Here is a 24,394-nt window from a genome sequence, read left to right on the forward strand (position 1 = left end):
AATCGAAGGTAGATTTCAGATCGAATGCGTGAGCGACATACGCGGGCGCGCATAGCCGCGCTTCTACGGGAGCGCCAGAATCGTCCGCAATTGCTCCTTCAATTGATCGATGGAGAACGGCTTGCCGATTGCGGGCGCATCGCTGAACTCCTCCTCAAGCGGCGGTCCGCCATAACCGGTGCTGAACAGGAACGGAATTTTCCGGCCTCGCAAGATGCGCGCTACCGGGAAGACACGTTCACCTGCCAGGTTCACGTCAAGGAGCGCCAGATCGAACGATGCCCTTGTGGCAAGTTCGCACGCCCTTGGCACGTGGGCAGCCGAGGCGACCACCTTTAATCCCAATTCTTCAAGCATGTCTTCGATCATGAGGGCCACCAAGCCCTCATCTTCGACCAGGAGAACCCTGGCGCCGGACAGCTCAACCATTGGACGCTGCAAGCGTAATGGGAAACACGATGCGGCAGCGGGTGCCCTCCGGCTCGAACACCAAATCGAACTCCCCAGCGAGGTCATGCTCTAAGCAACGCTCCATCAGTCGCGTGCCGAAGCCACGCCGCTTAGGTGGCGAAACCAGTGGCCCGCCGCGTTCGCGCCACTCGCATTCCACCGCGCTTTGCGACAGTTTGTTGGGGCCAAGCCGCCAAGTGAAGGACACAGTCCCATCGGGCACCGAGAGTGCGCCGTACTTCGCGGCGTTGGTCAGAAGCTCGTTCAGCACCATGGTGATGCTCAGTGCGGTGCGCGCGTCCAGATCGACGTGAGGCCCTTCTGCCAAAACCCGTCCGGCTGACACCGGAGCCACGATATCGTGGACCAGCTGTCCGAAAGGTGCGTCCTGCCAGCTTCGCCTGGTGAGCAGGTCGTGCGCGCGGGCCAGCGCAAGCAACCGTCCAGTGAACGTCGGCAGGAATTCCGGCAGGTCGGCCGCGTGGCGGGCTGTCTGGTTCGCGAGCGACTGCACGGTGGCCAGAGTGTTCTTCACACGATGGTTGAGTTCGTCAATTAAGACCTTTTGGGCGTTCTCCGCGCGCTTGCGCTCGCTGATATCGACCAGCATGTTGATGGCGCCGATCAAATTGCCTGCCGCGTCACGCAGCGGCGTCGGATAAGGAATGAACGGCACGCGTCTGCCGTCCGGGCGTTCGGCCACGGCTTCGGCACCGCGAACCGGCCGGTTTTCGCGCAGCGCGACGGCCATCGGGCATTCGCTGTGTGGCAACGGCGTGCCATCGGGCCAATAGAGCTTCCAGGTCACACACCACTCGTCGCCCGGCTGCGGCGTTCTGCCCGCCATCTCGACCGCCGCCCGATTGAAGAAATTGATGCGGCCCTCGGCATCCGTCGTGTAAATGGCTGCCGGCAGCGCCTCGAGGAGATCGCGCATGCGCTGCTCGCCGTCGCGCAGGCGGTCCTCCAGCTGCTTGGTGGCGGTGACATCCTGGGCGACGCGCACGCCATAAAGGAAGCGCCCTGCCGAATCCCGCACCGACGAGCTGAAAATGTCGAGATGGCGCACGGACCCGTCAGGCCGCAGTGCGCGCTTGCGAATCGTGTAGTTGTCGATGTCGCCACGGACCTGCCGCGCGTAGAACTCAGCGTCCTCGGTCTGGTCGTCGGGATGGGTGTAGTCGAAGAAGGTCATCCGCAACAGCTCGTCGCGCGAGCGCGCAGAGATGCGGCAGAGGGAATCATTCACCCGCAAGAAGCGCCCGTTCTCGTCGGTTTCGGAGATGCCGACGCTGGCGGCCTCATAAGTTGCCGCGAGCCTGGCTTCACTGGCGTTCCGTGCCTCTTCGGCAACACGGAGTTCGGTGACATTTGTGGTGAAGCAGCGTGTGTTGACGAACTTGCCATCCACGATGCGGCTGTTCGACGTAATCAGCACATGCCTGATGGAGCCGTCACTTGCCCGCAGCCGCGCAGGAAAACGATCGAGCGGCTCGCCGCATGAAAGGCGCTGAAGGATATGGCCAATGACCGGAGCGTCGGCATGAAACTCGGCAACGTGGCGGCCGATGTACTCCTCCGGCTCGTAACCAAGCAGATCCAATTCGGCTTTATTGGCGCGAAGGATAATCCCTTCTCCGCTGACAATATGAAGACCAACCGCGCTGTTGTCGAAAAAGTCCTCCAACTCCTGCGTCTTCCGGCGGACTTCCTCCTCTACCTGCTTGCGTCCCGTGATGTCCTGGAAGCAATTGATGGCACCTTGGATGCAGCCAGAATGATCGCGCAACGCCCGGATGTTGACCAGGGCCGAGAAGCGGGAGCCATCCGGCCGGGCCATTATGACTTCGGCATTGCGCGTAGGCGTTCCCAGACGAACCGCGGCGGCCACGGGACAGTCGGCATGGGCAAGCGGAGTTCCATCGGGCAGGTAGAGCTGATGCGAACCGCAGAAGCGCTCCTTCTTGGCAGGGTCAGGTGTTCGCCCCCACGATTCCACGGCCTCGGTGTTGTAGGCGACGAGCAGTCCTTCCGCGTCACAAAGATAGGCAGCGCCGGGAATGGCATCGAGCGCGGCGTGGCCGGCCGCGACCAGCGCTTCGAACTCCGTGGGCCTTTGGCGGGCGGACAGCGGGAATTCTTCGACGTTTGACATGAGGCGCTCGGCTCTCGGGGCGAGAGGAGCGACGGCCCGATACGGGCCTCGCTTATTTGAAATGAACATGGGCGGACGCCCCTGCGGTCCGCCGAACCCACCCTAACGTATGGCGCGCCATTTGGTTCCGCAGTACGGGCGGCAAGTCACCGCCACATCTGAGAAAAAGCGGCCTGCAAACTGAGGCGGCCTCAATCTACGGACGGCAATACGGCTACTCGACGGGCGCGGTCCCATACTTGTATTGCGACGCCGTCCACATATTGCTTGGCTTGGACAATGGCAGCGTCATCATCTTCGCACTCGACGATCACGGGGGGGCCCTGAATGTGGCCTTCTTTATCAAAGCGATAGAGGCGATACTGCGCCATAGCCAGCACTCATGGGCGCTACTCTGATGCACAATAATTTACCCACTGTTCCATCCAGTGCAACCAATTTTTGCAGGGCTGAATTAGGTCCGAGCTCAAATCAAAGCGAGGACTGAGTTCGGCAGGCCAGCACCGGGCGCACAAGAACAACTCGGCGACAGATCCAGAGCGGATCACGAACCGCGGCTGCGCGAACATCACCTCTTCGGGTCCCAGGCTGATTTCCACAGCAACTTGACTTGGGTCGGCTTATCTCCTGAACGCGGACATGGCGGCTCTGTAAGCGAAGGCGGCAACGGGCCAAGAGCGCAGAGCCCGCCAAGCTGAGGCGGCCTTAATTCATCCGGCTGCGGAGCTTCTGCCGTAGCTGCCGTTGACCCCGAGCATTCCCCGACTGCTAGGCGAGCTTCGGCGGTACGTCGGATTTGCTCGGCACTCTCCAGGTCAATGAGGTCGCAACAGGCCAATACCCCAGTAACCAGTGCTCGCCTCTTCCCAAGTCAGTGGAACAAAATTAACATTTGTTAGTTATGGCCGGTAGCAGGCCTCGACGCTTATGTGCAACAGATGCCTTCAACTGGATGAGAAGCTCCGGCATTTCAGGAGGATCGCCGCGCGGGTAAATGACAGACTAACGAATGAGGCCCTCGACGTTCTGGCTCTGGAACATCAAACTCAGAAGCTGGCGCTCCATCCGGAAGCAGATAAGTAGGGCCGCCTCAGTTGGCGGCCTCTTTCTTTGGTCCTTCAACCCGAAGATTAAGCTTCGCGAACGTATTCTCCCGCGAGAACCTGGCCCTCCGCGTCGACATGGGCTGCACGGAATTGCACGACCGCATCTCCGGCAGAGCAGCGCCGGATTGGCAGCGCGCTATTTCTTTTCAGCAGGATCGCGTTGTTTGCCCTCGGGCTCTGGGACTTTGCCGACTTCGTCACTTTCGGGGCCGGATCCGGGTATTTTGTTTGAGCTGGGATCTTGCGCGCGATACTTATCGACTAGCTGTTCTTGATGTTTTTTGTCCAGAGCAATTCCGTGACGTGTTTTTGCCATGCCGCGTCTCCGGGTTGGCAGCGAAACAGATACTGCATACGAACTCCTGAGGTTACGCATGGGTTCATACGGCGGTAGATACACTAGACCTCAATTGCCTGCAGTTACCCCGTTTTCATACAACGGCTTGATGCAATCGGATCAGCCGCACGAACCCCAAGGCCGAAGGGCACCTCGGCCGCTGCTAACTGCCGCCAAATCGTCCTCTCAGCCGTCGGCTACAACTTCCGCCGCATCCTCGCTTGGCTACAGAGAACCCTCGTCCATATTCCGGGTCCCAGCTATGGCTAACGTCCGCTGTCCAGCCACGCTCAAATCGGCTTTCTATGAAGCGGCGGCGGTTCCGGACCGAGCGGCCTCACAATGTCAACGGGAGGCACTTTGCATCGCCATCCGCACGCGGCCCAGAATTCGGGAGTAGCGATACGGCGCTCAACGACCAAGTTGATTAGTTGCAGTAGGGCGTAAGCCGTACCGGTATCTTCTTTGAGCGCCAATTCGCCGGGGGTGGACTGCGTTAGTCTTCTTTCTGAATTGTTACCATTTCGGCAAACTTCCAGAACCGCCCGGTTGTCTAATTTTTACGGCCCTTGACTACTTTCCCGGCGGAGGAGCTAGTCATGAAGCCATCAGAGATCTACCAGGAGAACGCCGATAACTGCGCCATGCTCGCAGAAGGAGAGCCCTCCAGGGATAGCCCGGCTTACAAGCGGTACCGGCGCATGGAACAGGCGTGGCGGTCTTTGGCCGAAGAGCAGGAATGGCTGGATGGGGAAGTACCACCGGTTCGGACGGATCGCGCCGATGTATCCAAAAAGCCGCCTGGTTAAGATGGCTTTTTCTTTCGTTAGAAACTTGCGGCGTTGCCGATGTGGCCGCGGACCTGCTTATCTCCTGTTCTTCAAACGGATTGTCTCCGGTGAAGAGAGCCTCTGGCTTCTCCTTGTACTTTTTGGAGACGTCTGCGGCTGTCGATTGAAACTGGTGGACCTCACGCAATTGATGGCGGAAATTTGGGCTATCCTAAGAAACGTCCTAACCTCGTTTTCTAAAATGACTCTGAATTGCGGGAATGCGTACGGTCGGACCATCCCGTCCCAAAGGGTAGCGTGGCCATTTTGGTCCCCTACTCGAGGGATTACTTGCGGCGGCCCCCTGTCGAGAGCCCGTTCAAAAACACAGAGAACGCAGCAGCGCAAGGCAATGCCGATGCGGCTGAGTCCAGTAATGAGCGCGATCGCCAACACTCGGAGCGAATACGCCAGCGGAAGTCGCTTTTGGTTATGCTGCGGATGCTATGCAGCGTCAGATCAGGTCCAAGAAGGGCCATCCGGACTCATGCACCGGAGAAGCGCTGTAAGTCGTTCGACGCCAAACTGAAAGTCGTTCGACGCCAAAAGAGTATCGGGCTACATTTAACAGCGGCTGCTGATCCAACTTTGATGGGGGCGTCAGCTATGGGTCAGGCGTGCGAGCACAGCTGGTCCATTGCAGTCATTCCGCAGCCGCCGCTGATGTCAGTTCGCCCAATTCTCTGGGTGCAGGTTCGTCTGCGGCGAGCCGCCGAAATGCTCGAGTCCGCTAGGTGGGCAGAGGCCGAATTCAACTGTTCTGGTCTAGAATTTCTCGCACGCGTAACGCGAGTTTTGCCTGAGATATCGGCTTTTCCAGCAAATTGACCCCCTCGTCGAGCCTTCCCTGGTGAACCACGGCGTTGCGCGAATAACCTGTCATGTACAGGATCTTCAACTCAGGTCTCATTTGCTGCGCACGCTTGCCTAACTCGCGCCCATTGATGCCTGGCATGACAACATCCGTCAGCAGAAGGTCGACCTTCGAATCCTCTTGCAGCAAAATGGTCAAAGCCGCTTGAGCGCTGCGGGCAGAGAGGACGCGATAGTTGAGATCTCGCAGAACGTCGGAAATATAGGTGCGAAGGTCTGCATCGTCCTCGACGACGAGAACGGTTTCGAACTTATCACCCTCAGGAGAAAGGTCTTCCGCTGTGTTCTCCAACAATTGCGCATTCCCGGCGAAGCGTGGGAAGTACATCTTGATGCTGGTGCCCTGGCCCACTTCGCTGTAGATCTTTGCGTGCCCTCCTGACTGTTTGACGAATCCATAGACTTGGCTCAGACCAAGGCCGGTGCCTTGCCCCGGCTCCTTCGTGGTAAAGAACGGCTCAAAAACGTGACTTAGAACGTCTGACGCCATCCCGCTGCCGGTGTCCGTGACGCAAATTGCGACGTATTGGCCTGGGATCAGTTCAGGATTGAGCCGGCAATACTCCTCGTCTGCGGAGATGTTGGCGGCCTCCAGGGTAAGCTTTCCGCCATTGGGCATCGCGTCACGTGCATTGATTGCAAGATTGACGATTGCCGACTCAAGATGGTTCGGATCGGCTTCGATATGCCATAACCCGGCACTTCCGACGGTCTGAACTTCGATGCGTTCCCCAAGCGTGCGCTGGAGGAACTCCTGCAGTCCGTTGATATAATTGTTCAGGTCGATAGGTTTCGGGTCGAGGGCCTGTCGTCGAGAGAACGCGAGCAAGCGGCTGGTGAGCGCCGCGGCTCTTTGAGCCCCGCGCTTCGCATTCGCCAATGCACGAGTCAAATTTGGGGCCGCCTTGGGGGCGTGCCGATCAGCTGTCTCCAGATTGCCGATGACGATCATGAGCAGATTGTTGAAGTCATGCGCGATTCCGCCGCTGAGTTGCCCCACGGCTTCTAGCTTCTGAGATGCGGCCAGTTGCTGCTGAACCTGCTTGAGCTCGTCCTGAGCTCTCTTCCGGTCCGTGACGTCACGAGTGACCTTGGCAAATCCCACAAGGTTGCCAGCGTCGTCGTTGATGCGATCGATGACGACCGACGCCCAAAAGCGGCTCCCGTCTTTCCGCATGCGCCATCCTTCGGCTTCGAAGCGTCCATGCTCCTTCGCCTCCGAAAGCGCACTTTTCGGAACGCCAAGCTCCACATCCTCGGGCGTGTAGAATGCGCTGAAATGTCGTCCGATGATCTCTGGCGGAGTATAGCCTTTGATCCGCTGCGCGCCGGGATTCCAGGTCGTTACGAGACCGAGCGGGTCCAGTTGAAAGATGGCGTAATCGACCACCGCCTCGATCAATTGGCGGTAACGCCCTTCACTAGCAAGGAGCTCTTCGTGAGCCTGCTGTCGCTCGGTGATATCTCGCGTAACCTTGGCAAAGCCGACCAAGCGACCGCTTTCGTCCCGGACCGCATCGATGACGACCGATGCCCAAAACCGACTTCCGTCTTTGCGGACGCGCCATCCCTCCGCGCTGAACCGACCGGTCCGCCCAGCGACGTTCAAGGCCTGTTCTGGCAGTCCTTTGGCTGTATCCTCGGGCGTGTAGAACGATGCAAACGATTTGCCGATGATTTCCTCAGGCGAGTAGCCCTTCAAGCGCTTCGCACCGGAGTTCCAGCTGCGTACCGTGCCGTCCACGTCGATCATGTAGATCGCGTAATCGACGATTGCGTCTATAAGCAGCTGGAGGCGGCGAGTATCGTCGAGTTCGTCGAATCTGGACTGGGGAATGAGACGGGCTCCATGGCAAAACATTAACTCCGAACACACGGTTCGGTTCCGGGGCCTGACAGCATTTGGTGGGCTCCATCGCCAGACGCTCACGACCCTGAGTCCCCCAACCGGCGCAGAACAGGCCTAGTGGAATCCGCTAAGGGCGGTCATCATATCCGAAGCCATCCCATCTGCGTGATCGCCAAGGGTCACCGTAAAGCCCCTTATCTGTAGATTATCGAAGCGGAATCAAAAGGTGAAGCGAGTCTCCTCGCTTGTTGAGCTTACGGTCGAGCGTACCGTCATGGGCTTAGCTATCTGCGCGCAATCTGAAGACTCAGGGCAAGACCTTGCCGACTGGCTCGCATCTCGCCTCGAAAGAATGGCTCGAACAGCCTCTCCATGGTGACCTTCGGTATGGGTTCGCCGCCGCTCGCGACTGAGCTTCCGTCACTGCGCGCACGCGAACCGTCTCGTTGGACGTGCCATGGCTGGGCGCGCTTCCGACAACTGTGGACACCAGCTGCCTATTCTTGGCTTCACGCTTTGATTCTGCCGGGCGCTGGCAATAGCTGAAACGGATCTCTGGATGTCGTGCGACTGACTGAAGTGAGCGTTCCATAATTACGCGAAATCGGCTCGGACTCGCTTGTTACCCTTCCCGGCTTGTTACCCTTCAGAACTAATTGTGTGAATTTGCCGGGAAGCCCTTGCTCACAGATGGCCGTGGGCACAGGGTTGCTTTAGATTTTCGAGCTCACCGAACTCGTCCTTCACTTAGGCGCTTCCAAAGATGAACGTCCCTAGCTGGATTCCCGAACTTGTAAGACCCATCCTAGAGCTGATGAGCGCTAATCCGGCTTGTACTGGACGACGACGCCCTGTTTTTGATCGACTGCTAGAAGACCCAAGGATGCAACCGGTCTTTAATGAATTTCTTCGACGAGATCGCGAGACGGGCGACTTCCTGTACCCGGCGAAGTTTCGGAACGGTAACCAGTCATCGGAAGATGCTCAGGTTGCAGCAATTCGGGAAGTACTCCAGCTGACGATCAGCGCCGCCAGCGATCGCATTTCAGTTTCAAAGACCGAACAGATTGACGAAGCCGGCCAGCGATGCAGCGACCACGCCGCACAGCTTCGGATTATTGCCCACGATATGGCGGTGGAAGCCGAATTGGGAATGCTCGAACTTGACGATCCCGCGACTCCGGCCCTGTCTTCACGCGATTTGTTGGCACTTCTACGAGTCGCCAAATGGCTTGAGCATCTCAAGTCGGGACTTCGTCGTCCCGACGATCCACTGATGGTCGACAGACATCGCGGCGACCCGATCGTGCGGGGTGTCCAGATTATGATCGGCGTTAAGCTTGCGGAACAGTTTGGGGAGCGCCTCGACGGGACGGCAGCGACCTTGACGAGCGTGGCGTTGGATGTCGAAACGACCCCACGCACATCACGATCCGCCTTAACGGAGCCAAAGCTGCAGAAAAGGCGCTCTGCTCGCTAGCAATAGAAGTCCTTAGGATTCGTCTGCCCCTTAGCCGGAATTCGGTGGGGAGCTAAAGGCGAGATCCCTATGCGCGACTTGAGTCCCCCTTCTGAGACCCATCTTGATGTTACAAGTCATTTTGGACTTGTGAACGTGACCGATCTGCATCCATCCCCGCATAATGCTCGTAAGCACAGCCGCGCGCAAATAAGGAAGCTGAAGGCAAGCATTGAAACCTTCGGCTTCAATGCTCCGGTGCTCGCAGACAAAGGTGGGAACATCCTGGCCGGCCACGGGCGACTTTTGGCCGCACAAGAGCTGGGAATGACTCAGGTCCCGGTGGTCTGTTTGCAGCACCTGACCGAGGAACAAGCCAAAGCTTATATGCTGGCAGACAATAAGCTCACCGACTTGTCGAGCTGGGATGACAACAAACTTGCCATTCAGCTCAAAGACATGTCTGAGATGGCCCTCAACTTCGAAATCGAAGCCACTGGTTTCGACCTACCCGAGATCGATTTCCGCATTCAATCTCTTGATGACGTTGAATCGATCGACCGGGCCGACGACTTCCAAGTTGCCGGTGGCCAACCCGTGTCAGCTTTGGGCGATATTTGGCATCTCGGAGAGCATAAACTCCTTTGCGGTAACGCTCTCGATCAAGTCGCTGTTTCCAAACTCTTCGGCGGCCAAAAGGCCGCAGCGGCGTTCACCGATCCTCCGTACAACGTCAAGATTGACGGGCACGTGAGCGGCAAAGGAGCCGTGCACCATCGCGAGTTTCCGATGGGCTCGGGTGAGATGTCGGAGGCTGAATTCACGGCGTTCCTGACTTCGGCCCTGTCATGCATTTGCCAGAACACTGTCCTCGGCGCCCTCATTTACACATTCATGGACTGGCGGCATATGTCGGAAACGCTTGCCGCAGGTCGTTCGGCCGGCTGCGAGCATATGAACCTCTGCGTTTGGGTCAAGAGCAACGCCGGGATGGGTTCGCTCTATCGGTCCCGCCATGAACTCGTCTTCGTCTTTAGGAACGGACCGGAACCACATCTCAACAATATCCAGCTTGGAAAGTTTGGGCGCAACCGCCAGAACGTCTGGAATTATGCCGGCAGCAATGCATTTGCGCGGAAAGGCTCGAAGCGCAATCTCGAGCTGCATCCGACCGTCAAGCCGCTCTTGTTGGTGGCAGATGCTATTCAGGATTCGACTAACCGCGGCGATATCGTCCTCGATCCGTTTCTAGGAAGCGGAACGACGCTTCTTGCGGCGGAGCGTGTGCGACGGCGCTGCTATGGCGTCGAACTGGACCCCTTGTACGTCGACACCACCATTGAACGCTGGCAGCAGATGACCGGCCGCAAGGCTCATAACCATTTGGGTGAGAGCTTCGATTTCCTTAAGTCTAGGCGCAGGGCCAATGACTGACCCAAAGGACAGCGGCGCCGTACTCCCACGGAAACTGAAGCCCAATAGACGCCCCAAGGCACGAACTAAACAGATTGACAGCCCGCTTGAGGTGATCGAGCGCCTATTGCACAAGCCGGTCGACACTGTGAAGGACGGACAGCCCACGAAGATGTCTGCACTGGAGGCAATTGTATTTCAACTCCTCCAAAAATCGTTAGCCGGCGACAAAAGGGCCGATCGCGCGCTGCAGAAGTTCACAGATTTTGCTGATCGGAACAGTGTTTCCGAGTTGCAGCTCGTGTTCGTCGACAATGACTACACCCGAGCCTTCGCAGCCTCCCCGGAGCCGAAAGATGCCTGAGTACGAGGTTGGATACGGTAAGCCCCCCAGAGCTTCACAGTTCAAACCCGGAGTCTCCGGAAACCGGAAGGGGCGTCCGAAGCGTCAAAAATCTGATTTAGCGAGCGTAATTCATCGCGTCATGCACTCTTCTGTTCGCCATCGTGAAGACGGTCAAGAACAGATAACCCCCGCGTGGGAACTCAATCTAAAACTGCTTGTTCGTAGCGCTGTCCGTGGTGACGTTGACGCTGCGATGGCGGTACTAAAGTTCTTGGCCCAGGCCCAGCGCACCAAATCTGGGAAGCAGCGCGTGGTCGTCGAAGACTGGCTTCCCGACTATCCAGGCCAGACCGCCGAGCAGAAAACCCGCGACTTCGCACGAAAACGGAGCGCCGCCGCGATCGAATGGTGGTCGCAGGCTGGAACGACTCCTTTTAAGAACGACTAAGGCTCAACATGACACGACGGATTGTGTCCCCTTCTCAAAACCTTTCGCTCGGAACCCTTCATGCCGGGCAAGTCAAAGCATTTCTGGCGCTGCGCGGGCACCGTTTCAAAGCGCTTCGCTGTGGCAGACGCTTTGGAAAGACCGACTTTGCCAAAACCTGGATCAAGGAAGGTCTTGTGCAAGGGTTCGAGTGCGCTTGGTTCGCGCCACAACATAAGACCTGGGCAGAGGTCTACTCAGAAACGGCGTCGGCGCTGGCTGGCCTGATTGAACACACCTCCAAAACTGCCGGTGTGATGAGACTGAAGACCGGTGGCCGGTTAGACTTTTGGTCGCTAGAGAATTCGATCGCAGGCCGTGGACGCCGATATCATCGGATCGTGATCGATGAGGCCGCATTCGGGAAGAGCGGTGACAATAAGACCGATGGCTCCGCCATGGAGATTTGGGAAAAGTCCGTGAAGCCGACCCTTTACGACTATGGCGGAGAGGCGTTGGTCTGTTCAAATTCGGCCGGGAAGAACCCCGATAACTTCTTCTACAATATCTGTACCGACGCCCAGTATGGCTTCAGCGAATTCCATGCCCGGACGATGGATAACCCCCTGCTGCCGAAGCGCCTGCAGGATGAAAGCATCGACGAGTGGCTAACTCGCAAGGAGATGTTCCAAGCTGATCTCATTAAGAGCAACGATCCACTCGTCTATGCCCAGGAGTATCTTGCGGAGTTCGTGGATTGGTCTGGCGTTGCGTTCTTTAGTCGTGAGAAGCTGCTCAATCAGGGCCAGCCAGTGCCCTACCCTGCTTTCTGTGACGGCGTATTCGCAGTAATCGATACCGCGTCAAAGACGGGTACGGAGCACGACGCAACGGCCGTTACATATTTTGCTATCGGCCACCATACAGGCAACGCCCCTCTGACGATCCTCGATTGGGACATCGCTCAGATCGAGGGCGCGACCTTGGAAACATGGCTGCCATCCGTCTTTACCAGACTTGAGGAACTGGCCCGGGTCTCCCGAGCTAGGAATGGCGCGGTCGGTGCTTTTATCGAAGACAAGAATTCAGGGACCGTCCTCATACAACAGGCCCTGCGACGAAATATGCCAGTCCACGCCATCGACACCAAGCTTACAGCGATGGGTAAAGACGAGCGCGCTCTCTCGGTGTCTGGCTACGTTTACAAGGAACAGGTGAAATACTCCGAGCATGCCTTCAATAAAATTTCGATCTACAAGCGAAACTCGCGCAACCATTTGGTCGACCAAGTCGAGAGCTTTCGCATCGGAGACAAGGACAGCGACCGCGAAGACGATCTCCTGGATACTTTTTGCTATGGGATTTCGATCGCACTCGGAAATAGTGAAGGCTTCTAACCGACCGAGGCGGGAACGGCTCATCGCTATTTCGTTTGGCGTGCCAGGCGATGCAGCTCAGTCAATACTTCGACCCAAAGGTCTTCCAGTGGCTTCCCATCGATGTCCTGGTCGGTGAAGCCCAAGTTGTACATGGATGTCCGGTCAGCTCCGCCATATTTAATCTGGCAAATGCTCGGCAAGAATTTCGACGGCGTGACGAGATGTCCGAAGTTCTTCGCGAAGGCCTGAAATGAATGGACCGAAGCTCCGTAAGGTGGGACGGCACAGCGCGCATCATCTGCGTGGGCGGCCACCGCGCCGAGCATCGGAAGTGAAGCGGCCACCAGTAAGCTCAACGATCGACTAGCCATAGTTCACCTGATTTCCCGACCATTGTCGACGACGATGCATGGAATGTCGTTGTTTGCTCCAAGGAGCGTTGTGATGGAGCAGAGGCTTACGTGACCTGTGACTAACGTTCGGCAGCCGATATGGTCCGAACTAGGCATCGATTTGCACCGCAGAAGGGCTTTTCTAAATTCACGGGATGCATCCTCGGTGACTAGTGGAATCCTCGAGATGTTGCGTGCTCCACTTCTCGCTTGGATTGCTTCGGTCTGACCGGGAAAGAGCCATTCAAGATTGCCGTCCGGCAGATAGGCGCCCCTCACAGAAACTCGGGTCTCTGCCGCTGCCCAGCTTTTGGCGTCGAGCGCAAACGCTTCAACTGTGATAGGCCGATAACCTCGCGCCGCATCCGCTTTTTGATCAAGCGCTTCCTGCGCTCGATACGTAACCGCTGCTACGACGTCTCTCCGGCACTGCTGTCTCTTCAACTCGATCTGTTCGAGAATTCTTGGCTGGTTCTCTTCCTCCTGCTTACGTCGGTGCAGGTCGTTTAGAAGCAGTACTGGATTCAATACCGACACCGGCGCGACCGGCGTCAGTTTGGAAGCTTCAGCAGCTTCTGCCTCCGCTCTCCTGTCGCAATTGAGAAATGCCTCGGATTGCGCAGCGTCCATCTGGTGAAGTGCTCGATCGTCGCCACATCTCCCGACCGTGGGCGAGAAGATTGTAACTATGGTCAAGATACATGTGAGTAATGCCGGAGAGACAGGCGGTCTTGCGGGTCCCGAACGTAAAGTCCGCTTAGTGAGCCACGGGTCTCCGAGCTGAGATCTATCAAAGATTTTAGAGTATCGGCTTTGCTTATCCATTTCCCGGATCCCCCGCCTGCTAAGGTGGTGGGAAAATAGCTCACAACTCCAAAAGTATCCAGTTTTGGGATAATCCTTTTCCGGGATCAAATTGCCCGCCGCCTTAATCTCTGGCTGGCGATGCATGCAAAAGTCCCTGAAATCGGCCGAATATGCCCGGCTCATTGCGACTCTTGTCGCAGTGCGGAAGGAAGCAGGCGTCCGCCAGCAAGCCTTGGCAAAAAAGATTGGGAAGCCACAGTCGTTTGTAGCAAAGTACGAGGGTGGCGAGCGCCGCATCGACCTTATCGAGTTCGTGGCTATCGTCGAGGCGCTTGGCGCCGATCCGCTTAAGCAATTTAAGGCGTTCCTGACCGGACGCCCGGCACGAACAGGCCGAAAGAAGTCGGCCAGCTAATCTTCGTTCGTCAAGTTAGTCCGCAAAACGAGCAACAAGATTGCTCCGAATGCGCTCGACTTCAGCAGCCACCAGAGCGTCACTGTCCTCGTTACTTTGGAGGACGTGATGGCCAAGCCGGTTTTCAATGATGCTGTTGTCGCCTGCCTAGACGAAATCCATACGCGGCTGTCCGAAGTCACCCGGATCGCGAAAGCCGCCCAAGCCTGCGCGGAGGCCGGCAGCGTGTCGGAGGCTGTTACGATTTCGATGGACATTGAGCAATTGATCTACGAAGCCGGCCGCCTTCACGATGCCGCTTCGCTGCTGAACAGGCTCTCGCAACACTAAAAGGTCTCCATTCGGTCAGTCTCGCCCGGCCCAAAGCCGGGCTCGTATCAGTGGCAGCACAGGATGCTGTCGTTGCAACGATGGAGAGACTGATGGCCACCCGCAAGTCCAAGTCGAAATCGAAATCCGCAAAGCGCCCTACGAACCGATCGGGCACTGCAAAGAAGACCCAGCCCGCGAAGCCGAATCCGGCGAAGAGGGCTGTCTCGAAGGCTACCCCGGCCCCGGCCCGGTCTTCCAAACAGGAAACGGTGCTGGGCATGCTCCGCCAGCCCAAAGGTACGACGATCGCGGCGATCATGAAGGCGACGGCCTGGCAGCAGCAATCCGTGCGAGGATTCTTTGCCGGCGTCGTCAAGAAGAAGCTGAAGCTACCCTTGGTGTCCGAGAAGACCGACGGCGCCCGCGTCTACCGGATTGCCAGGCCGGGGGCCACGGCGTGACGTCCGGTTCGCAGGCGTTGAAGACCCATCCAGCCGTTGAGGCCGAACTGGATCGGCTCGCAGCACTCCCGGTCGCACAGCTCCGCACGCGTTACAGGGAGCTATTGCGGACTGACCCACCCAAAGCCTTCGGCCCGGACTTACTTCGCCGCAGCATTGCCCAGCGCATCCAGGAAAAAGCCTATGGCGGCCTTCCGGCTGCCACCCAGCGGCTTTTGGACCAGCTTGTGAAGGCTGCGGCCGCCAAACCCAACGGGCGCCTGGAACTGCCTCGGCGCATAAAGCCGGGCTCCGAATTGGTCCGAACCTGGAATCGAAAGACCTACCGGGTGACGGTCCTCCAGACCGGTTTCGGCTACGACGGCAAGACCTTTGATACTCTCTCGGAGATCGCAACCAAAATCACCGGAACGCGATGGAATGGGCCCCGGTTCTTCGGTCTGAGAGCATCGACCTCCGAAGATGGAGGCAACGTTGGCAACTGAATCCTCCAAAATGCTTCGGTGTGCCATCTATACCCGCAAGTCCACCGAACATGGTCTCGACCAGGAATTCAACTCGCTGGATGCCCAGCGGGAGGCCTGTGAGGCCTACATCAAGAGCCAGGCTTTTCAGGGTTGGAAGGCCCTCCCTCAGCAATATAACGACCCGGCTTTTTCCGGGGGTAACCTCGACCGTCCTGCCTTGAAGAGGCTTCTGGCGGACATTGAATCCGGCAAGGTCGATGTGATCGTGGTCTACAAGATCGACCGCCTCACCCGCTCGCTTACCGACTTCGCAAAGCTGGTTGAAGCCTTTGACGCCCGATCCGTCTCATTCGTCGCTGTCACCCAGCAGTTTAATACCACGACATCCATGGGCCGGCTGACATTGAACGTGCTGCTGTCCTTTGCTCAGTTTGAGAGGGAGCTGTCAGCCGAGCGGGTCCGGGACAAAGTCGCCGCCAGCCGACGCAAGGGTAAATGGACCGGTGGCAGCGTTCCGTTGGGCTACGAGGCCAGGGACAAGAAGCTGGTCATCAGCAAATCGGAGGCTGAGACCGTTCGGACGATTTTTCGTCTCTACCTAGAGCTAGGATCGTTCAGCAAGCTCGTCGACGAACTTGACCGTCGAAAAATTGTAACCAAGCGTCGCAATACCAAAGTCCCGAAGTTTCGAGGCGGGATTCCGTTCACCTATGGTCCACTCGCATACTTCCTCAAGAACCGTATCTACCTTGGGGAAACTCATTACGCCGGCAAATGGTTCAAGGGAGAGCATCCAGCAATCCTGGACCGTCCAACATTCGACCGCGTGCAGGAACTGCTCAAATCCAACACCGTGAAACGCAAAGTCAAATTCTCGGAAAGCGGTGCCCTGCTGCAAGGCAAACTATTCGACGACAAGGGCAACCGTATGGGGCCAAGCTTTTCCAGCAAGAATGGCGTTCGCTATCGCTTCTACGTGAGCGCAGCGCTGCGTGGGCGAAAGCGCTCAGCTGGATCTGTCACGCGAATCTCAGCCCCGGAGATCGAAAGTCTGGTTGAGGCCGCGCTTGTCGAAAAGTTTCAGCTGCCTAACGTCAAAGCTCTTGCTCACGTCCAAACAATCACCGTGTCGGACGGACGGCTTCGATTGACGCTAGCACCCGCGAAGGGAAAACGTAGCAGTTCGATTGAGATCCCCTGGTTAGTAAAGCCTAAGGGCAGCGTGCGCGTAATCGCCGCGGCAGACGCGATGGTGGATCATAAGCTCGTTAAGTCCATTGTCCGAGCCCATGCCTGGCTCGACGACTTGTCGAGCGGACGCCATCCTTCTATCGAAGCTCTTGCCGCAGCAGCGGATCTACATCCGAAAGTCATCCGGCAAGGATTGCGGCTGGCGTTTCTGTCACCGGATCTGACCAGAGCAGTCCTGGACGGAGAAACCACTGTCGAGCTGAAACATATCCCAAAATCCCTGCCTCTCGCTTGGCGAGAGCAGCACGGCTCGATCCGCTGAATTCGGCTATCGAATGTTATGGAACTTTAGGCCTTAGGAGCGAGGAGCGATCAACCCGCTAGGTGCGGGGAGCTCTTGTTGGTGCTACTGCCAACATTAACCAAAAAGGCATCTGACAAAGCCCTTAAGATGCCGAGATTGCCGGAATGCCAACTCGCGCGGTTGCGATAGCGCGGCCCAAAAGTGGGCTGAGGTCTTCATCAATGGATTGCAAGACCCGGAAAATATCCAGCGCTTCCGGCAACGACCTCGCAGGTGCAACGAACGCAAGATTTTCTAAACGACGTGCAAGCGTCGCGATTGCTTCTTGGCGATCGGCCATGGCGGCGGCACACTCGACGATCACCGAAGCCGTTGGCAACAAGTGATCAATATCTTGGGTGGCAACGAGCCGTTCAATGGAAACAATTGCCACCATATCGGCCAGTTCAGCGTCGCGACTGCGTGCGGCAATGAAAGCTGCGAGATCTAATGCAGCTTGAGCATAGTCCGCAGGAGTAGCTGTGACCTCCGAGCGCAGCGATTGCACAACCTTCAATGCAGATTCGCGCGCATCGGGGAGAAATCCAAAGGCATAGACAATCTGCATGAAGGTCAGAAAATTTTCGACTGTTGGTTCACGTCTTAAGTTTTCATACATTTCACCGACGGGGGTATCTGCGGCCGGCCTCTCAATTGGCGTCGCCAACCCTCCTTGAAGCATCGCTGGAAAGGCATGGGCAATCGGCGGCGCACTGGCGGCAACCCAAGGCTGGGCGTCGTCGAGTTTCTTGCGCCAGCTCGGCGGGGCGGCGTCGCCAAGCCGCTGGAAAGACCCGAAAAGACGCCCGTAAATATCCGCCACAAGAAAATTTGGGCTTATCCAATCCGGTCGCCAGCGAGGTTCGACATACGCATCGTTGAGAACCGAGAGGTAGAAGGTTTTTCCCGCTATGCGCATCGCCCAGGTCAAGAGCGAGGACCCGTCGTCACTGCCAGGCCCCAGGATTCGCGTAACAAGCGACGCGTGGGATGCGGCTGCGAGCCTACGCCAAAAGACTGGCTGTTTTCGGAGCGTCTCATGCTCGGCTAGATGGGCGCCCGCGATAACAAACGCGGTTGCGAAGACCGTGAGTTCGCTGCGAAGGCGTTGGGGATCACTCAAGAGTCTAGCGAGGATCGCGTCGCCCAAATCAACGAAACGCTCATCGGCCACAATGCGATCTGCACAAAGATCGAATGCGCCCGAGAGAGCAAAAGGATCTGCGTAGTCCAGGAGACGTCGTAGGGACGCCATCATGATCTCAGGATCAATTTGGCCCATGAGCTCTAGCGGAACAAGTTCCGGCCCACCAAAGGTTAGCGAAAGCACATCGATGGCAACGCCCGCGTCAAGGGCGATCCGCGCCGCGCGTTCAGCAGCGAGTTCTTGCTCAATAAATTCTGGCAACGTTTTGGAGGTGCGGCACTTTGCCGTAATGTTTTCCCAATGCGCAATTTCCGAGGGAATGAAATCAGCTTTGGAAAGCGTTCCTTTATTGGCGACTTCGCGCAAGGTATCTGCAAAGCTCTCTGGTGAACCTAACAGGATGGTGGTGGCTGCAAAGAAATCGCTGTGAGAAAATCCTCGCTTGCTTATGATCGCCTTGAACTCATTGCGAGCCTGTACCGTAAGCGTGTTGTTCTTCAGGATAATTTCTGCAGCCATCCGTCGCTTTTCGACGGAGGCTGAATGAAGGGCACCTTGAGGAAACCGGATGCGATGCTTCCCATACGTCAAAAACGCACTTTCCTCTTCGATCTCCACCTGCATTTCACGCTTTGCGCCATTTATATCAACGATCTCTGATATCGACTGACCGTCGGCCGCTTTTTGGAACGCAGAAAACAGAATGCCGCGCTCAATCGTAATATCGTTCGGCAGCTTAATCGGATGGGAAAGGGCAATTCCGGCCCGCGCTGCCACGATGCCGTCCGAGAGGACGTCACTCTGGAGTTCGGGCGCCATGCGGCGAAGAGCGAAGACGATCTTGAGCCGCGCAAGTTCCTCAGGTGCGATTTCTGGTTCAGTCTTCGCCATCTTCATCCCACGGCATTAACGCGAAGTTTCGCAAGTATTCCACCACCTGCTGGTAGGTTTCTGGCGACAAGGAACGGACTTCAGACATGATGACGTCATCAATCCATTTCTGATAGGCGCGAAGCTTGGCACGGTCTGATATTTCGACTGGCAATGCAAACCCGCCAATTAGAGCGCGGCGAACTGCAGCGGTCCAATTCGGCGGCGGATTTCCGTTCCAGCGACCATACCAATCATCTGGCATGGGTCGAATTTCGAAGATTGTCGAAGCCATCGCCCGCGCTCGTTCTTCGTCAGGCTCGTCGTTCCAAATCTGCATGATGGCGCCCTTAACCGCCTGCACGTAGCTCATGAACCAGCGCATTTCGCTGGGGAACTGGGGCATCTCGGACAACCGCGCGAGATCGAGGCCGTCGCGGATCGCACGAAATTCGGGCGCCTCATTTTGTCGATTGCGCTTGGCCGCTGCGGAGAGTTCGCTTGCGTCGGCCGGAACAAGCATGGCTCCGCCCATCCTGAGGCGATAACGTAGTGCGCGATATTGATCCTGCACTAGCGCGCCGCGCGCGAGAAGCTCTTCAAGAATATCGAGGGTGGTCAGCATGCGGGCACGGTGGCCGGATTCATCGGCCGCAAACGGTTCCTTGTTCAGAGCACGGTCGTCAAAGACCACAGCCTCGGCACCTGTGAGATTGGTGAGAAGATTCAAGGTTGACTGCATCCCGTCCGGGTCATTCTCGCCGGTATCCGCGCGCCTGGGGCCGAATATGACATGGCCCGCGGCGTTGGCTCGCCGCACCACAACGCGAATGTCGTCGATGACTCGCAAAACTTCGCTTACGTTTTGGTCATGCTCGATGAGAACGTTCGCCTCTTCTTCGGTGGAAATGTGAATGTAAACCGTCGGAAACGTCCGGAGGAGAGGTTGCAAGAGGCCGGTGTGCTGCAAATAAGTAAGCGAAAGGCCGTCCACCAAGACCGGGCGGCCGGGCTCTGGCGCGGCGGATGCGGGCCATCCCCTATCTTGCACGTCGAAGTACCGTTTGGCTGATTTTTCAGTTTCCTCGTCAACCGCGTTCAGATCGACAAGCGCTTTGAGGAGCCCGTGCATGTCGCAGAGGCGATCACTATAGCCGGTCATGTCGGCCTCGCCGCGTTCGTCCAGCCCGATCCGATTTACCGGGGCGGAGCGGACAACAACCCCATTGGCTGTTTTGGCTTCGCGTAGCAAGGCGCTCAGTTCAACGCCAACCTCGGTCGACAGCGGATCACGGGCAAGGCTTGGCGTCCGCAACACGTTCAACTGGCCCTTCGCGATGGCGTCGCGAATTTCAATCGCCTTGCGAAGTCGCGTCCGCTGCGCTTGGCGGATGCGCCTGCGGCCCTCAAAAAGCTCAGTCAGCACACCGGCTGGCACAATAATCATTGGAAAGGCTTCGAAGACCTTGGGTAGAAGGCCGAGCCAGCCCAAGACAAGGAAGGCCGTGATATCCAGCGCCAGGGACGCGGGCGTCCCAACCGGTGCAGGCAATCGCCTGCCAGTGAACAGCGGGATTGCCGCGCGTCGTCGGCCATCGACAAGCTTTGAATTACGAATGAGATTCCGAAGGATAATGTCCACAATTGTGGTGCGAAGGCCGGGGCCCACCAAGGCCAGCGGAAGATCGCCACGTGTCATGTTTTCGGTAACGTTTCGTGTATGCTCGTTCCATTCGGTTTGCTGCGATAGAAGCTCCTTGATCTCGAAAGTCTGGACGGGGCCGTCGGGCCCTGAGAGGGCGAGCGCTTTCCGGAACCATTCATGTGCTTCAGGCCGCTCTTCTTCGAGACCTTCTTCGACGAAAAGAGAATAAGCACCCAACAGAACGTTGGGATCGCTCTCGCCCTTTGCGAGCGCGGCAGCAATTAGGTCCATAAGCGGGCCTTGTCCGGACGCCTGCGAAAGGTGGGCTGCACGAATCAGGCTAAGGCCGTCGAGGTTCCGCGCCGGTTCGAGTGCGGCCGCGAGCGGTGCTGCCAGCGTTTCCCACTCGCCTGTTTCAAGTGCAACGGCCGACTCGAACTGAAGGTCGCGGTGGGCCGGATATTTTCTTTCAACCTGTTCGGCGATTTCCTTGGCGTCGCGCAGGCGGCCGAGCCTGAATAGCTGCCAGCCGTAGTTGCGCAGAAAGCTGACATCGTAATCTTGCAACGCGGGATGAGCATCAATGAGCCGAACGAGATTATCGCCATCCCCTGCGCGGATTGATGCTTGGGCGGCAAGTGCCATGTCCTGCGGGTCCTTGGTTTCTACGAAGAGCAGTTCAGCGTATTTGGCAATACCGATGTGATCCTGCTTTCGCACCAGCGCGTTTACAAGCGCACGCAAGGCTTCAGCTGTCTTCTCGCTTTCATATAAGCGCAAATGCTCGGCGACGGGATCCGCTCCTTCCGCTTTCGCAATCTCCGTACGAAGACCAGCGAGTTGGCCCGCATCGAACAGGCTGAGGTTATTCTCGAAGATGATCTTGGCCGAGGTGGCGTCGCCGCTTTTTGCTAACGCCTGAATTTCAAGCGAGAGAATGCCGCTCTTTCCAAACGATGCCTCAGCTTGTTGGCGCTTGGTAGCGATAAAAGATGCAAGACCTGCCGCATCGTCTTTATGCAAGCGAATGGTGAGCTCTGCGCGCAGCTCCTCATCAGAAAGTCCGCCGAACGATTCTCGTCGCTGCAAATAGGCTTCGAGACTGGTGGGGTTGTAGTCTCGGAGGTAGGCGAGTGCATATTGTACCAGCGATACCGCCAGCGCATTATTCTCCATGTCGCGGCGAAGCTGCGCAAGGGCGGCTTGCCTGCGTGTGGGGTGCAACAATTCACACCAGATGATGTAGGACTCAATGATGCGCGGCGCGTGACGTAAGCCGAGTGTCCACGCCAACGGCAGGGCCTGCCGTAGATCATTGATCGCGTCATTGAGGGCGGCCGAAAGTTCTGAATCACCAACGATGGGTCTGGCATTACGCACATCCATCGGCAAGCCGCTTAACGCGGTTGCTTGCTCTGGCACTGGCAGCAAGCGCGCAAATCTCATCGCGCCACGTAGAAAATAAAGATACGGCGCTTGCGCCAATTGATCGGATGTCGCCTGCAAGAGTACGTGGCTCACAGCCTCGAGATCGCTGCGTCGCAGATAGAGCTGGCACAGACTGAGGACGCCGAATGCCGTAAGCTGTGCAGGCAAAAGTCCGTTCTCGGTGAACCATCCTAAGGCTTCGTCGTCGCTGCGCTTGACCGCAAGAATATTAAGAAGGACCGAGCGAGCATCATCGCTCGGCGCGTCGCGCAATATCTGAATGGCATCATCCGTTCGACCTTCCGCGACCGCTATCCGTGCGCGTGCCGGTGCATCCGAAATGGAGCCGGAGAGCCCTTGACCAGCAGCGAGGAAGCGCTGGGCCTCCTGGAGGTGGCCACGGATCGCGGCGGACCGCGTGGCTCGGAACAAGATTGCCTGGCGCAAATCGGCCGACAAGGACGCGCCAGCGGGAACCATGACTTCGATCGCGAGCGGCGCGAATTCATCCATCTTGTGTAGCTCGGGAAAAATCGAGCGTTGGAGGGCACGCTGATAGCGGCTCGTAAAGTCTCGCTCCAGCGCGTCGGCGACGGCTGCTTGAGGCAATGCAGCGTTCTCGGGCGCCCCTTGATGACGCGTGAACGCCTCATCAAGACCAAGTTTGGCCTCAGTGCGATCTATAGCGGGATCAAAAGTTTCTCGTTTGGACTGATGAACCTGAAGCTGGATGTTAGGAGAGTGAAAATTGAAACTTACACTGATCGACGGTTGTTGGATCGAACTGATTATCTGCCATGCGCTCAGTGGCGATAACGCATCAAGAACCTCCTGGATCAAGCTGAGGGTACGTTTAACTCGCACATCTGGTTCTGTTGGTTTTGACAGATCGATGTGATTAGCGTCGATCCCAATAGCGGTAACGCCCACGATTGCTGGGTCGGAAGAACTCTCGTCGACGACCCGAATTCCACTCGTTTTCAGTGTTTCGAAGAATACGCGCAACCTCCAGCCGAATTTTCCTGCCGATTGGCGAAACCACTGGCCCAACTGTCTTGCAGTAGGTTGATTTTGGCGAAGTTCAGATAGCGCTCGACTGCCCCTGTAGACGATATTTAAGGCCGCGACGTATTGAGCAATGGCAGATCCATTCTGAGGCGTGCCAAGAAACACGAAACCAGCGATGCGATCGGCGAACAACCGATACTCGGGTGCCGTGTCGAGGGCGGCCCTGACCATTTCCTTGGCAACGAGCCCGCCATAGCTGTGGCAGACAACTATGATTTTCGTGTTTGAGATAAGTTCGGAGCTGACGGTAGCGAGAACATTCACTGCGCGATCGTAGAGCGGCATAGCGCCACCAAACCACCAACTGGATCGGATGCGATATTCCAGAGACCAGATGCGAGTGTTCGGGAACTTCTCTCCGATCCAAGTGGACCAGGATGGCTCGCTATTAAACCCCCAGGTCCCGTAAGCATCTCCGTCAAGCCCATGCATAAAGACGACATCAATCACAGGTTGCTCGCCCTCCCTGATCAAGTGGAGGCGAGTTAACGGGGCTTTCTTATCTAGTCGGAATAGTTTGAGCATCAAGAATCGGCTGTCGTATCCCGAGTATAGCAACGGCAAGTTGCTTTCTTTGCTAGGAAAAATGCGCCGTTGGGGACTGTTTTCCACCTTTATGGAAATGATGTCGCAAGAGCCCAAAATGCGCGGGAATTTCTCGAGTTATACATCGGATCTTAGGCGCTTTCGCAATTTCGCCTCGTTCGAAAAGGAATCGGCTCCGGAGGGGTACTTCGAACTTCTAGTACGGTCGGGCAGCAGTCCAGATCGAACCCGTCTCCGCCGATAGTCTCCGCAAAACGGGAATATTCGCGGACAGGACTGGAGACTTTCCTCGGTTTCCCCCTTGAGTTCGGCACACGCAGGCTCTGGAGACAAATTCAAATGCGCGAAAAGCCCGGAATTCCGGCCCATTCGTGCGTCTCTTGGGAGGTCTCACCGGAGGCCGGACTGCGTGGCTGGGGCGGGAGGGATCGAACCTCCGAATGGCGGAATCAAAATCCGCTGCCTTACCACTTGGCTACGCCCCAACAGGATGACCAAGAACGGGGCGGAAGAACTGGCTACCGCAGATTCCCGTTGGTCGCAGCCGGTCTATAGGGAGCGAAGCGGCATTTCAACCGCCTGGAGGGGCAAAATACCACAGCCGCCGGCTGCGGACGTGCCACACCTTATTATAGGCCTTGTTATTATTATAGGCTTGGCAACCGCCCGTTCCGGCCC

At 57.1% G+C, this 24,394-nt stretch carries 20 protein-coding genes and 1 tRNA gene; 11 read left to right on the plus strand and 10 right to left on the minus strand.

What is annotated here, in order from left to right:
• Nucleotides 1-63: 63 nt before the first annotated feature.
• From IVB27_RS04770 to IVB27_RS04785, 4 genes are all read right to left on the minus strand, one after another.
• Nucleotides 64-429 (minus strand): response regulator, encoded by a 366-nt coding sequence (locus IVB27_RS04770; protein ID WP_247441796.1) that lies wholly within the window; start codon nucleotides 427-429, stop codon nucleotides 64-66.
• On the minus strand, nucleotides 422-2,605 hold the full coding sequence (locus IVB27_RS04775) for a PAS domain-containing sensor histidine kinase (RefSeq protein ID WP_247441798.1): 2,184 nt from the start codon (nucleotides 2,603-2,605) through the stop codon (nucleotides 422-424). Before IVB27_RS04775 ends, IVB27_RS04770 begins: the two co-directional genes overlap by 8 nt.
• Before the next feature lie 191 nt (nucleotides 2,606-2,796).
• Complete coding sequence (locus tag IVB27_RS04780) at nucleotides 2,797-2,976, minus strand: hypothetical protein (RefSeq protein WP_247441800.1); 180 nt, start codon at nucleotides 2,974-2,976, stop codon at nucleotides 2,797-2,799.
• A gap of 871 nt (nucleotides 2,977-3,847) precedes the next feature.
• Nucleotides 3,848-4,027: a hypothetical protein gene (locus IVB27_RS04785; RefSeq protein WP_247441802.1), complete on the minus strand. Its 180-nt coding sequence runs from the start codon at nucleotides 4,025-4,027 to the stop codon at nucleotides 3,848-3,850.
• Between the two features lie 620 nt (nucleotides 4,028-4,647).
• Between IVB27_RS04785 and IVB27_RS04790 the strand changes: the two genes are divergently transcribed.
• The gene (locus IVB27_RS04790) at nucleotides 4,648-4,857 is read left to right on the plus strand and encodes a hypothetical protein (protein WP_247441804.1); all 210 of its coding nucleotides are present in this window, start codon (nucleotides 4,648-4,650) and stop codon (nucleotides 4,855-4,857) included.
• Between the two features lie 772 nt (nucleotides 4,858-5,629).
• On the opposite strand, the gene IVB27_RS04795 is transcribed toward IVB27_RS04790, so the two are convergent.
• A complete protein-coding gene (locus IVB27_RS04795; protein WP_247441806.1) occupies nucleotides 5,630-7,612 on the minus strand; it encodes a hybrid sensor histidine kinase/response regulator in 1,983 nt (660 codons plus the stop codon).
• Between the two features lie 871 nt (nucleotides 7,613-8,483).
• On the opposite strand from IVB27_RS04795, the gene IVB27_RS04800 reads away from it, so the two are divergent.
• The 5 genes from IVB27_RS04800 to IVB27_RS04820 all read left to right on the plus strand — a co-directional run bounded on the left by IVB27_RS04800 (nucleotide 8,484) and on the right by IVB27_RS04820 (nucleotide 12,642).
• Entirely contained in the window at nucleotides 8,484-9,080 is a 597-nt protein-coding gene (locus IVB27_RS04800) for a hypothetical protein (protein ID WP_247441807.1), read from the plus strand.
• A 135-nt stretch (nucleotides 9,081-9,215) separates the two neighbouring features.
• Complete coding sequence (locus IVB27_RS04805) at nucleotides 9,216-10,493, plus strand: DNA methyltransferase (RefSeq protein WP_247441809.1); 1,278 nt, start codon at nucleotides 9,216-9,218, stop codon at nucleotides 10,491-10,493.
• On the plus strand, nucleotides 10,486-10,836 hold the full coding sequence (locus tag IVB27_RS04810; protein ID WP_247441811.1) for a DUF5681 domain-containing protein: 351 nt from the start codon (nucleotides 10,486-10,488) through the stop codon (nucleotides 10,834-10,836). The genes IVB27_RS04805 and IVB27_RS04810 overlap by 8 nt, the downstream gene beginning before the upstream one ends.
• On the plus strand, nucleotides 10,829-11,266 hold the full coding sequence (locus IVB27_RS04815; protein WP_247441813.1) for a DUF5681 domain-containing protein: 438 nt from the start codon (nucleotides 10,829-10,831) through the stop codon (nucleotides 11,264-11,266). Before IVB27_RS04810 ends, IVB27_RS04815 begins: the two co-directional genes overlap by 8 nt.
• A gap of 8 nt (nucleotides 11,267-11,274) precedes the next feature.
• Nucleotides 11,275-12,642, plus strand: coding sequence for a hypothetical protein (locus IVB27_RS04820; protein ID WP_247441815.1), 1,368 nt, complete (start codon nucleotides 11,275-11,277; stop codon nucleotides 12,640-12,642).
• Between the two features lie 26 nt (nucleotides 12,643-12,668).
• Here the strand turns inward: IVB27_RS04820 and IVB27_RS04825 are convergent, their stop codons facing one another.
• On the minus strand, nucleotides 12,669-12,968 hold the full coding sequence (locus IVB27_RS04825) for a hypothetical protein (RefSeq protein WP_247441816.1): 300 nt from the start codon (nucleotides 12,966-12,968) through the stop codon (nucleotides 12,669-12,671).
• A gap of 30 nt (nucleotides 12,969-12,998) precedes the next feature.
• Complete coding sequence (locus IVB27_RS04830; protein ID WP_247441818.1) at nucleotides 12,999-13,646, minus strand: hypothetical protein; 648 nt, start codon at nucleotides 13,644-13,646, stop codon at nucleotides 12,999-13,001.
• Between the two features lie 319 nt (nucleotides 13,647-13,965).
• Here IVB27_RS04830 and relB point away from each other — a divergent pair, with 319 nt between their 5' ends.
• The 5 genes from relB (at nucleotide 13,966) to IVB27_RS04855 (ending at nucleotide 16,991) form a co-directional block, all read left to right on the plus strand.
• The gene (gene relB, locus IVB27_RS04835; RefSeq protein WP_247441820.1) at nucleotides 13,966-14,238 is read left to right on the plus strand and encodes a type II toxin-antitoxin system RelB family anti-toxin; all 273 of its coding nucleotides are present in this window, start codon (nucleotides 13,966-13,968) and stop codon (nucleotides 14,236-14,238) included.
• A 108-nt stretch (nucleotides 14,239-14,346) separates the two neighbouring features.
• Nucleotides 14,347-14,568: a hypothetical protein gene (locus tag IVB27_RS04840; protein ID WP_247441821.1), complete on the plus strand. Its 222-nt coding sequence runs from the start codon at nucleotides 14,347-14,349 to the stop codon at nucleotides 14,566-14,568.
• Between the two features lie 92 nt (nucleotides 14,569-14,660).
• Nucleotides 14,661-15,011 (plus strand): DUF3489 domain-containing protein, encoded by a 351-nt coding sequence (locus IVB27_RS04845; RefSeq protein WP_345946826.1) that lies wholly within the window; start codon nucleotides 14,661-14,663, stop codon nucleotides 15,009-15,011.
• Nucleotides 15,008-15,496 (plus strand): DUF2924 domain-containing protein, encoded by a 489-nt coding sequence (locus tag IVB27_RS04850; protein WP_247441823.1) that lies wholly within the window; start codon nucleotides 15,008-15,010, stop codon nucleotides 15,494-15,496. The genes IVB27_RS04845 and IVB27_RS04850 overlap by 4 nt, the downstream gene beginning before the upstream one ends.
• A 10-nt stretch (nucleotides 15,497-15,506) precedes the next feature.
• Nucleotides 15,507-16,991 carry a recombinase family protein gene (locus tag IVB27_RS04855; RefSeq protein WP_524536462.1) on the plus strand — a complete coding sequence of 495 codons (1,485 nt, stop codon included), beginning with the start codon at nucleotides 15,507-15,509 and terminating at the stop codon, nucleotides 16,989-16,991.
• A gap of 124 nt (nucleotides 16,992-17,115) precedes the next feature.
• Here the strand turns inward: IVB27_RS04855 and IVB27_RS04860 are convergent, their stop codons facing one another.
• From IVB27_RS04860 to IVB27_RS04870, 3 genes are all read right to left on the minus strand, one after another.
• Nucleotides 17,116-19,050, minus strand: a complete 1,935-nt coding sequence (locus IVB27_RS04860) for a hypothetical protein (protein ID WP_247441826.1) — start codon at nucleotides 19,048-19,050, stop codon at nucleotides 17,116-17,118.
• On the minus strand, nucleotides 19,037-23,620 hold the full coding sequence (locus IVB27_RS04865; protein WP_247441827.1) for an HTH domain-containing protein: 4,584 nt from the start codon (nucleotides 23,618-23,620) through the stop codon (nucleotides 19,037-19,039). Before IVB27_RS04865 ends, IVB27_RS04860 begins: the two co-directional genes overlap by 14 nt.
• Before the next feature lie 506 nt (nucleotides 23,621-24,126).
• Nucleotides 24,127-24,201: transfer RNA gene (locus tag IVB27_RS04870), tRNA-Gln, on the minus strand.
• Nucleotides 24,202-24,394: the final 193 nt, after the last annotated feature.

It is taken from the genome of Bradyrhizobium sp. 197, from assembly GCF_023073375.1.
GTDB lineage: Bacteria > Pseudomonadota > Alphaproteobacteria > Rhizobiales > Xanthobacteraceae > Bradyrhizobium.

Coding starts and splice junctions, on each gene's coding strand:
- IVB27_RS04770 (WP_247441796.1), bottom strand. CDS start 429: ATGGTTGAGCTGTCCGGCGCCAGGGTTCTCCTGGTCGAAGATGAGGGC.
- IVB27_RS04775 (WP_247441798.1), bottom strand. CDS start 2,605: ATGTCAAACGTCGAAGAATTCCCGCTGTCCGCCCGCCAAAGGCCCACG.
- IVB27_RS04780 (WP_247441800.1), bottom strand. CDS start 2,976: ATGGCGCAGTATCGCCTCTATCGCTTTGATAAAGAAGGCCACATTCAG.
- IVB27_RS04785 (WP_247441802.1), bottom strand. CDS start 4,027: ATGGCAAAAACACGTCACGGAATTGCTCTGGACAAAAAACATCAAGAA.
- IVB27_RS04790 (WP_247441804.1), top strand. CDS start 4,648: ATGAAGCCATCAGAGATCTACCAGGAGAACGCCGATAACTGCGCCATG.
- IVB27_RS04795 (WP_247441806.1), bottom strand. CDS start 7,612: ATGTTTTGCCATGGAGCCCGTCTCATTCCCCAGTCCAGATTCGACGAA.
- IVB27_RS04800 (WP_247441807.1), top strand. CDS start 8,484: ATGCAACCGGTCTTTAATGAATTTCTTCGACGAGATCGCGAGACGGGC.
- IVB27_RS04810 (WP_247441811.1), top strand. CDS start 10,486: ATGACTGACCCAAAGGACAGCGGCGCCGTACTCCCACGGAAACTGAAG.
- IVB27_RS04815 (WP_247441813.1), top strand. CDS start 10,829: ATGCCTGAGTACGAGGTTGGATACGGTAAGCCCCCCAGAGCTTCACAG.
- IVB27_RS04820 (WP_247441815.1), top strand. CDS start 11,275: ATGACACGACGGATTGTGTCCCCTTCTCAAAACCTTTCGCTCGGAACC.
- IVB27_RS04830 (WP_247441818.1), bottom strand. CDS start 13,646: ATGGACGCTGCGCAATCCGAGGCATTTCTCAATTGCGACAGGAGAGCG.
- relB (WP_247441820.1), top strand. CDS start 13,966: ATGCAAAAGTCCCTGAAATCGGCCGAATATGCCCGGCTCATTGCGACT.
- IVB27_RS04840 (WP_247441821.1), top strand. CDS start 14,347: ATGGCCAAGCCGGTTTTCAATGATGCTGTTGTCGCCTGCCTAGACGAA.
- IVB27_RS04845 (WP_345946826.1), top strand. CDS start 14,661: ATGGCCACCCGCAAGTCCAAGTCGAAATCGAAATCCGCAAAGCGCCCT.
- IVB27_RS04855 (WP_524536462.1), top strand. CDS start 15,507: ATGCTTCGGTGTGCCATCTATACCCGCAAGTCCACCGAACATGGTCTC.
- IVB27_RS04860 (WP_247441826.1), bottom strand. CDS start 19,050: ATGGCGAAGACTGAACCAGAAATCGCACCTGAGGAACTTGCGCGGCTC.